The organism is Pseudomonas sp. 203-8, from assembly GCF_020708595.1.
Classification (GTDB): domain Bacteria; phylum Pseudomonadota; class Gammaproteobacteria; order Pseudomonadales; family Pseudomonadaceae; genus Pseudomonas; species Pseudomonas aeruginosa.
On the sequence record NZ_JAJFDF010000004.1, the window covers coordinates 279429 to 291624 of the forward strand.

The following is a 12196-nucleotide window of genomic DNA, read 5'->3' on the forward strand; positions in this document are numbered from 1 at the left end:
GAACAGCGCACCATGAAAACGACGTCCTCCGGAACCCCACCCGTTCCACGGCCTGAAGACGAGAACCTCGGTGTCGGCGCCAACATGGCCTACGGCCTGCAACATGTGCTGACCATGTATGGCGGTATCGTCGCGGTCCCCCTGATCCTCGGCCAGGCCGCCGGCCTCGCGCCCGGCGACATCGGCCTGCTGATTGCCGCTTCGCTGTTCGCCGGCGGCCTGGCGACCCTGTTGCAAACCCTCGGCGTGCCGTTCTTCGGCTGTCAGTTGCCGTTGGTCCAGGGGGTGTCCTTCGCTGGCGTGGCGACCATGGTGGCGATCATCGGCAGCGGTGGCAGCGGCGGCATTCCCGCAGTGCTCGGCGCGGTGATGGCGGCCTCGCTGATCGGGTTGCTGATCACGCCGATCTTCTCGCGCATCACCAAATTCTTCCCGCCGCTGGTGACCGGCATCGTCATCACCACCATCGGCCTGACCCTGATGCCGGTCGCCGCGCGCTGGGCGATGGGCGGCAACAGCCACGCGCCGGACTTCGGCAGCATGGCCAACATCGGCCTGGCGGCGATCACCCTGGTCATCGTGCTGCTGCTGAGCAAGCTCGGCAGCGCCTCGATCTCGCGCCTGTCGATCCTCCTGGCGATGGTCATCGGCACCGTCATCGCGGTGTTCCTCGGCATGGCCGACTTCTCCAAGGTCACCGAAGGCCCGCTGGTGGCGTTTCCCACGCCGTTCCACTTCGGCATGCCGACCTTCCAGGTCGCCGCGATCATCTCGATGTGCATCGTGATCATGGTGACCCTGGTGGAAACCTCGGCGGACATCCTCGCGGTAGGCGAGATCATCGACACCAAGGTCGACTCGCGGCGCCTGGGCAACGGCCTGCGCGCGGACATGTTCTCCAGCATGCTGGCGCCGATCTTCGGCTCCTTCACCCAGAGCGCCTTCGCCCAGAACGTCGGCCTGGTGGCGGTGACCGGGATCAAGAGCCGCTACGTGGTCGCCACCGGTGGGTTGTTCCTGGTGATCCTCGGCCTGCTGCCGGTGATGGGCCGGGTGATCGCCGCGGTGCCCACCGCCGTGCTCGGCGGCGCCGGCATCGTGTTGTTCGGCACGGTCGCCGCCAGCGGCATCCGCACCCTGTCGAAGGTGGACTACCGCAACAACATGAACCTGATCATCGTCGCCACTTCGATCGGCTTCGGTATGATCCCGATCGCCGCGCCGACCTTCTACGATCACTTCCCCAGTTGGTTCGCCACCATCTTCCATTCCGGCATCAGTTCCTCGGCGATCATGGCGATCCTGCTCAACCTGGCGTTCAACCACTTCACCGCCGGCAACTCCGACCAGCAGTCGGTGTTCGTCGCCGCCAGCGAGCGGACCCTGCGCTACCAGGACATCGCCGCCCTGCACGAAGGCGACTATTTCCTCGACGGCAAGCTGTACGACGCCCAGGGCAACGAAGTGCCGCTGGCCGGCGACGACAGCCATGGCGCGCCGCCGCGACGGCGCAGCGAAACCGCTGAAGCCGGCAGCGCCTGAGCCGCGCCGCGATGAACGACGGCCCTCCTTGCGAGGGCCGTTTTCGTTGTGCGCTTCAGAACAGCGCCTTGCCGCGGTCCAGGCGCTGGTCCACCAGCCATTTGCCGTGGGCGATGGAGGCGCGCTGGGCGTTTTCCAGGTCGGCGAGGAAGGCGAAGCGCACGGGCAGGGCGATGCGCTTGCTGGTGTGGCCTTCGGGATCGGTGATGTGGCAGCCGCCGGCCCAGGGCGTGGGAATGCCCGGATGCTCGACGACGTCGGCGGTGATGGTGTAGCTGCGGTGCTGGCAGTGCAGGCTGGCCATGGCATGCTCCTCTCTGTCGGAGGCCGACCCGGCTACCTGCGCGACGCCTGTGGTTGCCACGGAGGAGCCTCGGGGCGGCGAGGTTTTCCCTGCGTGTCCCTACCTCTATAGCAGATCGTCGCCGAGCCGCCGCGAGAGCCGACGAAGGGCCCCGCTCAGCGGCGCTGGCGACGGCCGAGCATGCGCTCCAGGGTGCCGTCGCGGCGGACCCACTGGTGGTAGCCGGCGGCGAGCGCATGGAGCAGCACCACCGAGGTGCTCAGCCACAGGCCGACCACGCGGTGAACGGCGTCGAAGGGCTTCTCGAACGCCTCCCAGCTCAGGTTCCAGGTTTGCGAAATCCAGGCGAACAGCGCGGTGTCCTTGAAGCTGGGTACCACGAACAGGCCGAAGTCGGTGGGCAGGCGGGTGCCGACGTAGCCGGTGAGCGGCATCACCAGCATCAAGGCATACAGCGACAGGTGCGCGTAGTGCGCCAGGCGGTGCTCCAGCGGCGTGCCGGGGACCGCTGGCAGGCGCGGCCCGCGCAGCCGCGAGACGATCCGAGGGACCAGCAGCAGGCCGACCAGCAGGCCCAGCACCCAGTGCAGGTTGAGTACCGGCAGGCGCTGCGGGTGGTCGTGGCCGAGCACCCCGATGACGAAATAGGCCAGCACGATCGCGCCGATGAAACAGAACGCCATGCTCCAGTGCAGCAGGCGGGTGGACAGGCTGTAGACGGTCGCTGGATGCGTCACGGGAATGCCTCGCAGAGAGTGAAGGCGTGCAATCTATGAAACGTCCGGAGAGCGATCAAACGTATTTATGGATAATCGATAACGGAAAACTTAATCGAAACTTTCAAATGTGACGTTATTGCACCGAAACAGTGCTGCGAGTCGCTTTTTTCCGAACCGGAAGCTACTTGGCGGAATAATTCCGGGTCGGGATCATTGTAAGTTGGTTTTTCCTTCGCCCCGGCGCTCGCGCCACGCCGGCAGAGCCTGGGGCGGGGCGCGGCTGACCCTCAAGCATTATCGGGAAATATATTCCGTTGTCTTTCCGCTGACGTTTTGCCGACAGCAAGCTGACACAGATGTAATTGAACTCGATCGCTTCGTTTCTATAGTCTTCGAACACTTCGCCGTGCACTTTCAAGGACGGCAAGTGCATATCCTGCGTCTTTTCCGCCATGACGATTCTCGAGGTGAGAGCATGAGTAGTGAGCACGATGGCAAGGACCAGGACGACCTGTTCTCCCCGTTGCCTTACCTGCTGGTTTCCGGCGCTGTCGTGCTCATGACCCTGCTGCTGCGCTGCCTGTTCTGCCCGGGCGAGCAGTTCTGATCGCCCGGACCGGGACGACTCAGCGACCGCGGCTGAGGAAGTCGATCACCAGGCGATTCATCGGCGCGGCGCACTCTTCCGGCAGCCAGTGGCCGCAGCCGGGCAGGACATGGCCTTCGACGTCGTCCGCATAGGCTTTCATCTGCTCCAGCTGGAACGTGCCCATGCCGCCGTGGCCGCCGCCGGCGAGGGTCATGGTTGGCATCTGCAGGCGGGTCTTCGCCAGTTCGGCGTTCTGCCGCACGCTCTCGTTCAACGCGCGGTAGTACTCGAACGAGGCGTTCAGGCTGTGCGGCTTGGCGTACGACCTGGCGTACAGATCCAGCAGGCGCTCGCTGAGCACCTCGGTGTTGCTGGCATGGGACTTGATGAAGTGCTCGAGGAAGAAGCGTTCCTTGCCGGCAATCAGGGTTTCCGCCAGGCGGTCGTCGGCGGCGAAGAAACTGAAGTGCCAGACCAGCGACTCGCCCTGGGCGGTGAAGGCCGGGAAGCGGTAGATCCGCGCGTCCGGGATCGGCGCTTCCATGTACACCAGGCGGGCGATGTCGGCCTGGTTCTTCACCACCATCGGGTAGGTGTTCCAGATACCGATGTCGTGGGCCACCAGGTCGAACGGGCGATCCGGGCTGAATTGCCGGGCCAGCTTGTGCAGGTAGACGGCGACCTGTTCGCCGCTATAGCCGGTCTTCGGCGGCTCGGACTGGCCGAGGCCGGGCAGGTCCGGCGCGATCACGGTGAAGCGCTTGGCCAGTTCCGGCATCAGTTGGTGCCATTCGTACCAGGTCTGGCCGAAACCGTGTACCAGCATCACCAGCGGCCCCTGGCCGCCTTTCACGTAGTGCAGCTTCACGCCGTCGACTTCCCGGTAGGCGCTTTCGAAGCCATTCGGGACGGGGAATTCCTCGGCGGCGAAGCCGCCCAGGGAGAAGGTCAGGGCGATGCCGGCCAGGAGGCCGCGGCAGAGTCTATCGAGGATCATGGTTGTGCTTCCTTGGTGGGCTCAGTGAGGGATGTGGCCGCCGAGGGACGGCTCGGTGGCAGCTTGGCGTGGCGCCAGCATCAGCAGCAGGGCCACGGCCATCGCCGCCAGGCAGACCAGCGCGCCGACCTCGCCGAGCGGCGCCAGGCCGCTGCCGTCGATCACCCGGCTGCCCGCGAGGGCGCCGATGCCGATCCCGGCGTTGCAGGCGGAGATGTTCAGCGAGGCGGCGAACGCCGGGGCCCGCGGCGCGGACTTCATCACCCGCACCTGGCCGACGATGAACAGTGCTGCCTGGGCCACGCCCCAGGTCGCCAGGGTGGCGGCGAGCAGCCAGGCGTTGCCGAGGGTCGGCACCAGGGCGAGCATGCCCAGCGCCATCAGCAGGACGAACAGCAGGGTTGCGCCCAGCGGGCTGCGATCCACCAGGCGCCCGCCGAGCCAGTTGCCGAGCAGGCCTACCGCGCCGAAGCCCATCAGCGTCCAGCCGACCAGCGAACCGCTGAAGCCGGCCAGGCGCTGGAGGATGTCGGCCAGGTAGGTGTAGGGGGTGAACATGCCGGTGAAGACCAGCAGCGACAGCAACAGGTGGCCGAGCACCAGCGGTTGGCGCAACACGCTCGCCTGGCTGCGCAGCGAGACGCCCGGTCGTCCGGGAATGCGCGGCAGCCAGGCGGCCAGCAGCAGCGCCTTGGCCAGGGCCAGCGCGGCGAGTGCGGCGAATGCCAGGCGCCAACCCCAGGCGTCGGCGATCAGCGTGCCGATGGGAATGCCAAGCACGGTGGCGGCGACGATGCCGAAGAACACCAGCGCCACGGCGCGCCCTTCGCGCGAGGGGCCGGCCAGGTGCGCGGCGGTTTCGCTGGCCATGGCCCAGAACACCGGGAGCGCCAGGGCCGGGACGAAGCGCGCCACGGCCATCGTCCAGATATCGCCGGCCACGGCGGCCAGCGCATTGGCCGCGGCGAACAGCAGCAGGCAGGCGACGAACAGCCGCTTGCGTTCGACGCCCGCCAGCGCGGCGGTGAGGAACGGACCGAAGGCGGCGACGCTGAAGGCGAACAGGCTGACCAGCAGGCCGGCCTGGGCGACGCTGACCTGGAGGTCTGCGGCAAGCGCCGGGAGCAGGCCGACGATGACGAACTCGGTGGTCAGGATGGTGAAGCCGGCGGCGGCCAGCAGGAGGATCGGCAATAGCACGGCAAGACTCCTCCGCGAGCGCAGCCGTGGCCGCGCCCGGGAACGATGCATGGGAGGGAAGGGAATCAGGCCGTAGCGGACTGGCCGAGGGTCGGGTAATCGGTGTAGCCGGCAGCGTCGCCACCGTAGAACCGCGCCTGGTTGGCCTCGGCCAGCGGCGCGCCGAGACGGATCCGCTCGACCAGGTCGGGGTTGGCGATGAACGGCCGGCCGATCGCCACCGCGTCGGCCAGTCCGGCCTGGAGTATCGCTTCGGCACGCTCGGCGTCGTAGTTGCCGCAGACGATCAGCGGCGCGCGGAAGCGTTCGCGCAGGCGCTCGCGGAAGCCTTGCGGGTAGGCCGGGCCGCCGCTCCATTCCCACTCGGCCAGGTGCAGGTAGGCGATGCCGCGTCGCTGCAGGGCTTCGGCAAGGTAAAGGGTCATCGCTTCCGGCTCGTCGTCGTGCATGTCGTTGATCGTGCCCCAGGGCGACAGGCGCAGGCCGACGCGCTCGGCACCGACCGCGGCGACCAGCGCGTCGACGTTCTCCAGCAGGAACCGCGCGCGGTTCTCCAGGCTACCGCCGTAGGCATCGCTGCGCCGGTTGCTGGCGCTGGCGAGGAACTGGTCGATCAGGTAGCCATTGGCGCCATGCAGCTCGACCAGGTCGAAGCCGGCGTCGAGCGCGTTGCGCGCGGCGCGGACGAATTCGTCGCGGACCCGGCGGATGTCTTCCAGGGTCATTTCCCGCGGCGCGTCGGCCGGCGCCATGGATCCACCGCCCTGGCCATCGGCGATGAACACCTGGGCCTTGGCCTGGATCGGCGAGGGCGCGATCGGCGCCTCGCCGCCGGCCTGCAGCGAGCGATGCGACATGCGCCCGACATGCCAGAGCTGCGCGGCGATCAGTCCGCCGGCGGCGTGCACCGCCTCGGTGACCTGGCGCCAGCCGGCCAGTTGCGCCTCGCTGTAGATACCGGGGGTGTAGGCGTAGCCCTGGCCGAGGCGGGAAATCTGCGTGCCCTCGCTGACGATCAGCCCGGCGCCGGCGCGCTGCGCATAGTAGAGAGCGTTCAGGGCGGTCGGCACGTCGCCCGGCTGTTGCGCCCGGGAGCGGGTCATCGGCGCCATGACGATGCGGTTGCGCAAGGCCAGGTTGCCTACGGCGAGCGGGGAGAGGAGCAGGTTGGACATGGTCTTTTCCTTTCGAAGGCGGCAGGGAGATGGCTTGAATATCTGTATCGGTCGCTAAATAATATGGCGATGGCAACGCTCGTCAAGTAAATTTATAGTGATCGATACAAATAATGGAGGTCAGGATGGCAACGCGAGGCAGGCCACGGGCATTCGACAGGGACACCGCCCTGCAGCGAGCCATGGACGTGTTCTGGGTGCGTGGCTACGAAGGCGCTTCGCTGGCGGCCCTGACCGAGGCGATGGAAATCAGGCCGCCCAGCCTGTACGCCGCCTTCGGTAGCAAGGAAGGGCTGTTCCGCGAAGCCCTGGCCCACTATCTCGGCCAGCACGGCCGCTATCGCCGGGATGTCCTCGATGGCGCGCCGAGCGCCCGCGAGGGCGTGGCCGAGCTGCTCCGCGAGACCGTCGCGCGCTTCTGTTCCGACGAGTTCCCGCGCGGTTGCCTGGTGGTGCTCGCGGCGCTGACCGGAACCCCGGAAAGCGAGGCGGTGCGGGACGCGTTGAGCGCCGAGCGCGGCGAGTCGATCCGCCTGTTCCGTGAGCGCATGCGGCGCGGCATCGCTGACGGCGACCTGGCGGCGGACACCGACGTGGAGGAGTTGGCGACCTTCTATGCCACCGTGCTGTTCGGCCTCAGCGTGCAGGCCAAGGACCGGGTTCCTTGCGAGCGCCTGCTGGCGGTGGTCGAACGGGCGCTGCGCGCGTGGCCCTGAGCGGGCCGCATCAGGCCGCCGCGCTGCGGCGCAGCCATTCCAGCAGCAGCGTGGCAGGCTCTCCGGCCTGCAACGGTCGCGGGGTCAGCAGGTGATAGCTGCTGCCGTCGGCGAGGAATCCCAGTGGCGCCGCCAGCAGGCCGGCGGCCAGATCGTCGCGCACCAGTTGCCAGGGACCGATGGCCACGCCGAGTCCGGCGCCGGCCGCCTGCAGGCTCAGGTAGAAGTGCTCGAAGCGCTGCCCTTCGGTCGTCGCCGGCGCCTGTCCGGCGAGACGGGTCCAGGTGTTCCAGGCTTGCGGGCGGGTCGCCGTGTGCAGGCGCGGTGCGACGGCGCGAAGCCCGGGCGGGCCTGCATCGAGGTGGAAATGCCGTTCGACGTCGCTCGCCCGGCAGACCGGGCCGACCTGCTCGTCGAACAGCCAGTGGGCATGGCTGCCGGGCGGCCAGGGGAAGTCGTTGCGGCGGATCGCCAGGTCGATGCCGCGGCCGAAGGCGAACGGCCCGCCGCCGGCGACCAGCTGGATCGACAGTCGTGGCTGTTCCTGCATGAATCCGGCGATCCGCGGGATCAGCCAGCGCATCAGCAAGGTCGGTTCGCAGGACAGCACCAGCGCGGTGGGGCCGGCCTCCGCGCGCAGGGCCTCGCCGGTGCGCTCGATCAGGTCGAGGGCCGGGCCGGTGCCGGCGAGCAGGCGCCTGCCGGCCTCGCTGAGGAAAACCCGCTGGCCGCGGCGTTCGAAGAGCGCACAACCGAGTTCCTCCTCCAGGGTCCGCACGGCGCGGCTGATGGCACCGTGGGTCAGGCACAGGGCCTCGGCGGCACGGGAAAAGTTCTCCAGGCGGGCGGCGGCCTCGAAGCAGCGCAGGGCGTTCAGCGAGGGCAGGCGACGGCGCCTGAATGGTGAGTTTTCCTCACCATGATTGTCAGTATTCATCGTTCTCGCTCGGCGCTGGAGACCGGTAGATTGTGCCATACATTCTACCTTGGAGCCTTCCAGGCATGACAGAGTTGATAGCTTTCCTGACCATCACCGTGCTTGCGGTGATCAGCCCCGGCGCCGATTTCGCCATGGTCTCGCGCAACAGCCTGCTGTATTCCCGCCGCGCCGGCCTGCTCACCGCGCTGGGCATCGGCGCGGGGGTGACGGTACATGTCGGCTACAGCATCCTCGGCGTCGGCGTGCTGGTGCGCGAGTCGCTGGCGCTGTTCACCGCGCTGAAGATGGCGGGCGCCGCCTACCTGGTGTTCCTCGGCCTGCGCATGCTGCTGGCGCGAGAGGACACGGTGGCGGAGGAGGCGGCGGGCGGCGCCGGGGTTTCGTCCTGGGCGATGTTGCGCAGCGGCTTCCTGACCAATGCGCTCAATCCGAAGACCTGCCTGTTCGTGGTCAGCCTGTTCATGCAGGTGATCGATCCGCATACCGCGTTGCCGGCGCAACTGGGCTACGGGGCCTTCATCGCGCTCGCCCACGTGGCCTGGTTCGGCCTGGTCGCCTGCTTTCTCTCGAGCCCGGCGGTGCGCGGCCGACTCCTGCGTTTCCGCCGGCGCATCGACCAGTTCTTTGGCGCCCTGCTGGTCGGTTTCGGCGTCCTGCTGGGGGCGAAAAGCCCATGAGCATGGACCACTGATGGCCGCTTGCCGCCTTTGAAGCGAGGCCGGCGGCTCCCTAGAATGCGCCGTTCATGCCGTCGCCAGTTGAGGGACGGTCCCAGGATCGCGGGACGCATGGGAGTTGCATGAAGAAGGGAGCGACGCTTTTCGCCGTCCTCTGGGCGGTACTCGGCCTGGGCCTGCTGGTCGGTTTGCCGGTGGCCATCCATTTCATTCTCGGCCAGTACGACGAGGCCGGGTTCAGCGGGCCGCAACTGGTCTTCGAGGAACAGGGCCATTCCTACCTGGCGTTCACCCTCGACGACTATCGCGCCAACGAAGTGGACAACGGCGTAGTGCATGGCAGCAGCCGCAGCTATGCCCAGGTGGTCGACCTGGAGGACGGCAGCCTGCGCTGGAGCGCGCGCCTGGATGCCGACAACGAGCGCGGCGACGACTGGGGTTCCGGCGAACTGCTGGGCCAGTCGTCGCGCTACCTGTTCTTCCTGCGCAACGAACTCTACGTACTCGACCGGCGCGACGCCGCCCCTGCGCTGGCGTTCGACGAGCTGGAGCGGCGCACTGGCGGCCTGCCGTTGAAGTCGGCGCCCTGGGGGAAGGACGCCTATCGCTACGACGAAGGCCGGGGCGGATTGCTGATGCTTGCCCTGGACGGCCGCGTCTGGTTCCTCGACGGCGACAGCCTGGCCCTGCGCGAAGCCCCGGAAGTCGATGCCGCGCGGTATTTCCAGGGCGACCCGCCGCCGCCGGCGAATGCCGGGATCGACTGGCAGGCGCCGGGCCTGACGCGCCTGCCCGACGGACGCCTGCTGATCCTCGCCAGCGATCACGAGGCCCGAGCGCTGGAGCGTGGCGAGGCGCTGCCGGCAGCGAACCAACGGGCGCGACGCCAGCGCCTGTCACTGGGCACCCTGGATTGGCGGTCGCCGGCGGAGAATCGACTGCGTCCGCTGCTCGACGCGGCCTTCCTGCAGGCTGGCCTGCTGCCCGATCCAGCCGCTGCCGAAGAGCCGCAGCGGCTGCTCGAGCGACCGTCCGAGCGGCAGCGCCAGCATCCGTCGCTGCCGCCCGAGCCGCAGCCGCCGGAAGAGTTCGACGAGCGCGTGGAGCGTTTTCCCAGTACCCGTGCGTTCCTTGCGGCGCGTGACGCCTACCGCCAGGAACGGCGACGCTGGATTGCCGCGCACGATGCCTGGCGGGAACGGGTCGCCGACCTGGAGGCGGCGGCGGATGCCGAGTACCGTCGCCGGCGCGACGAGCAGACGCGCGAGGAGGCGTTGTACCGTCGCTATGCCTCGGCGCTGCCGGGCGGCGATTCCAGGTTGGCGCGCCGTCCCTGGCGAGTCGACGGCAACTGGCTGGTGCTGCACCGGCGCAGCCTGGCCGAGCGTAGCGAGCTGCTGCTCAGCTCGGTGTCTGGCGACGGCAGCTTGCTCTGGACCCTGGAGCTGCCCATCGAGCGTCCCGAGCGGCTGTTCCGCCTGGATGCCCACAACCTGCTTCTCAGCGGCCGTGGAGAGGAAGGCGGGCGGTTGGTGCGGGTCGATCTGCGCCGGGGCAGCGGCATCGTCCATCGCCTCGGGCGCGGCGGCGCGCCATTGCAGCGGGTCGAGTGGCCCGAAGGCCAACCGTGATCGCCTGCGCCCAGCCTGGGTGTCTGCCCAGCGGGGCGGGGGGCCGGGCGCCGATTCAGGGGTTCCTGAAGACGAATACGCCGCTGTCCACCAGGCGCGTCAGGCGGATGCGCAGCAGCAGGGTGCGGTGGGCTGCGAGGAAGCGCGGCACCTGCGCCAGCGGAATTGCCAGGCCTTCGCTGTCGCCGGGGCCCACCGCGGTATAGCCGACCGGCTGGCGCGGCGGATCGAACGGCGGCTGGGCCGACACGCTGAGCGACAGGGTGTCCACGGCGAAGCCGGCGAGCAGGTCGTCGAGGGACTCGATCGACAGGTACAGCGAGCGGTAGGCGGGGTTGTCCTCGTAGGGATGGACGTCGGCGATGACCTGCTCGTAGAAGCGCTGTTCGAAACGCCGGTCGCTGTTCAGCTTGCGGAAGAACTGGATGAAGTAGTCGCGCACCTCCTGGTCGAGGTCGTCGCAGACGTGGCTGACCAGGTTCAGGTAGCGCGGCGAGCGGCGCTCGATGCCGGGGTCGAGCTGATCGATGCGGCGCTGCCAGGGGAAGCTTGCGCCGCTGCTCCGGTAATCGGCGTCCTCGACCTCCAGCGCGGCGCGGATCAGCTCCAGGGTATGCGGGTTCTTCGGTCCGCGGTCCTTCAGCGCCACGCTGGCGTGGTTCTCGCCGTCGACGATGGCGAAGGCGATCTCGCCGCGCGATTCTTCCAGGCGCCAGCCGGGCCTGGCGCGCTGGCGGACATCCAGTTCGAGGCTCAGGCGGCAGGCGTTGAGGTTCGCCGTGGCGATCCGCACCGTGCCGTCGCCGCCGGCTTCGTTGGCGATGGCTTCGACGCCGCTGTAGCCGGCATTGCCCACCAGCACCGTGGCGAGCAGGCGGCCGGCGCCGTACCAGGCCTCGGCGCCGAACAGGTCGCGCTCGGCGAGTTGCCAGGAGTACGGCGAGCCCAGCTCCAGTCCCTTCAGCACCTGGGTGCCGGTCTGCCCGACGAAGCGGTTCCAGCCTTTCAGTACGCGACCGATGAAGGAGCGTCCCTTGTGCGCCAGCGGCGAGCCGAAGTTGGCCGGGGCGAGCATCAGGAAGCGCTTGACCGGCGCGCTGGCGGGGTCGAAGTGGCGGGTCAGCCAGTCGCGCAGCACCAGGGCGCCGGTGCTGTGCACCACCACGTCCACCGTGCGCGGTGCCCGCGACAGTCCCTGGGCGGTCCAGGCGCGATCCAGGGCGGCGGCGAGGTCGGCGTAGGTGACGTCGTCCTGCAGGGAGATCCAGTCGGCGAGGCGGATCTGCGTCGGCGCGCTGCCGAACCAGGCTTCCAGCTGCTCGGCGAGGCGGCGGAACGACTTCGAATCGTCGCTCCAGCCGTGGACGATGACGATCGAACGGGGCATGTCCGGCATCCTCTGGGGCTGATCCGGGCGACTATAGATCATGCGCCGCTGCGACGTGCCCTGACCTGTGAAAACGTCTAGGATGCGGCGGTCGCCCCCGACTGCCGCCGGCGCGGCATCGCCAGCGCGTTGCTGCGGCAGGCGCGGGACGACTGTCGCGGCGACCGCCTGTTCACTTCCTGCAACCGCTCCAACCTGCCGATGCGGCGCCTGCTGGAGCGCGAGGGATTCCAGCCGAGCGGGGTGATCGACAACCTCGACGAAGGCGATCCGGAGCTGGTCTTCGTGCGTTTCCTCGCGCCGTCGCGCTGAGTCCCGG

12 protein-coding genes and 1 pseudogene are annotated in these 12196 nt (G+C 68.5%); 6 read left to right on the forward strand and 7 right to left on the reverse strand.

The window, feature by feature from the left end; translation table 11 throughout:
• Nucleotides 1-12: 12 nt before the first annotated feature.
• Nucleotides 13-1542, forward strand: a complete 1530-nt coding sequence (locus LJF27_RS11185; RefSeq protein WP_003162544.1) for a nucleobase:cation symporter-2 family protein — start codon at nucleotides 13-15, stop codon at nucleotides 1540-1542.
• A 55-nt stretch (nucleotides 1543-1597) separates the two neighbouring features.
• On the opposite strand, the gene LJF27_RS11190 is transcribed toward LJF27_RS11185, so the two are convergent.
• The gene (locus tag LJF27_RS11190) at nucleotides 1598-1846 is read right to left on the reverse strand and encodes a hypothetical protein (RefSeq protein ID WP_003091048.1); all 249 of its coding nucleotides are present in this window, start codon (nucleotides 1844-1846) and stop codon (nucleotides 1598-1600) included.
• A 155-nt stretch (nucleotides 1847-2001) separates the two neighbouring features.
• Nucleotides 2002-2583 carry a cytochrome b gene (locus LJF27_RS11195; RefSeq protein WP_016562078.1) on the reverse strand — a complete coding sequence of 194 codons (582 nt, stop codon included), beginning with the start codon at nucleotides 2581-2583 and terminating at the stop codon, nucleotides 2002-2004.
• A 457-nt stretch (nucleotides 2584-3040) separates the two neighbouring features.
• On the opposite strand from LJF27_RS11195, the gene LJF27_RS30390 reads away from it, so the two are divergent.
• Nucleotides 3041-3172, forward strand: a complete 132-nt coding sequence (locus LJF27_RS30390; RefSeq protein ID WP_003091046.1) for a hypothetical protein — start codon at nucleotides 3041-3043, stop codon at nucleotides 3170-3172.
• A gap of 19 nt (nucleotides 3173-3191) precedes the next feature.
• On the opposite strand, the gene cif is transcribed toward LJF27_RS30390, so the two are convergent.
• The 3 genes from cif to LJF27_RS11210 form a co-directional block, all read right to left on the reverse strand.
• Nucleotides 3192-4151 carry a CFTR inhibitory factor Cif gene (cif, locus tag LJF27_RS11200; RefSeq protein ID WP_023116988.1) on the reverse strand — a complete coding sequence of 320 codons (960 nt, stop codon included), beginning with the start codon at nucleotides 4149-4151 and terminating at the stop codon, nucleotides 3192-3194.
• A gap of 21 nt (nucleotides 4152-4172) precedes the next feature.
• The gene (locus tag LJF27_RS11205) at nucleotides 4173-5351 is read right to left on the reverse strand and encodes an MFS transporter (protein WP_003091044.1); all 1179 of its coding nucleotides are present in this window, start codon (nucleotides 5349-5351) and stop codon (nucleotides 4173-4175) included.
• A gap of 65 nt (nucleotides 5352-5416) precedes the next feature.
• On the reverse strand, nucleotides 5417-6526 hold the full coding sequence (locus LJF27_RS11210) for an alkene reductase (protein WP_023102996.1): 1110 nt from the start codon (nucleotides 6524-6526) through the stop codon (nucleotides 5417-5419).
• 125 nt (nucleotides 6527-6651) lie between these two features.
• Between LJF27_RS11210 and LJF27_RS11215 the strand changes: the two genes are divergently transcribed.
• Nucleotides 6652-7242 (forward strand): TetR/AcrR family transcriptional regulator, encoded by a 591-nt coding sequence (locus LJF27_RS11215; protein WP_003119828.1) that lies wholly within the window; start codon nucleotides 6652-6654, stop codon nucleotides 7240-7242.
• A gap of 10 nt (nucleotides 7243-7252) precedes the next feature.
• Here LJF27_RS11215 and LJF27_RS11220 read toward each other — a convergent pair whose 3' ends face one another.
• A complete protein-coding gene (locus tag LJF27_RS11220; protein WP_003091041.1) occupies nucleotides 7253-8179 on the reverse strand; it encodes a LysR family transcriptional regulator in 927 nt (308 codons plus the stop codon).
• A gap of 65 nt (nucleotides 8180-8244) precedes the next feature.
• On the opposite strand from LJF27_RS11220, the gene LJF27_RS11225 reads away from it, so the two are divergent.
• On the forward strand, nucleotides 8245-8859 hold the full coding sequence (locus tag LJF27_RS11225) for a LysE family transporter (RefSeq protein WP_023116987.1): 615 nt from the start codon (nucleotides 8245-8247) through the stop codon (nucleotides 8857-8859).
• 122 nt (nucleotides 8860-8981) lie between these two features.
• Nucleotides 8982-10490: a PA2928 family protein gene (locus tag LJF27_RS11230; protein ID WP_023102998.1), complete on the forward strand. Its 1509-nt coding sequence runs from the start codon at nucleotides 8982-8984 to the stop codon at nucleotides 10488-10490.
• A 55-nt stretch (nucleotides 10491-10545) separates the two neighbouring features.
• On the opposite strand, the gene LJF27_RS11235 is transcribed toward LJF27_RS11230, so the two are convergent.
• Nucleotides 10546-11877 (reverse strand): esterase/lipase family protein, encoded by a 1332-nt coding sequence (locus LJF27_RS11235; protein WP_003101445.1) that lies wholly within the window; start codon nucleotides 11875-11877, stop codon nucleotides 10546-10548.
• A 99-nt stretch (nucleotides 11878-11976) separates the two neighbouring features.
• Here LJF27_RS11235 and LJF27_RS11240 point away from each other — a divergent pair.
• A pseudogene (locus tag LJF27_RS11240) lies at nucleotides 11977-12189 on the forward strand (GNAT family N-acetyltransferase); the annotation flags it as partial.
• Nucleotides 12190-12196: the final 7 nt, after the last annotated feature.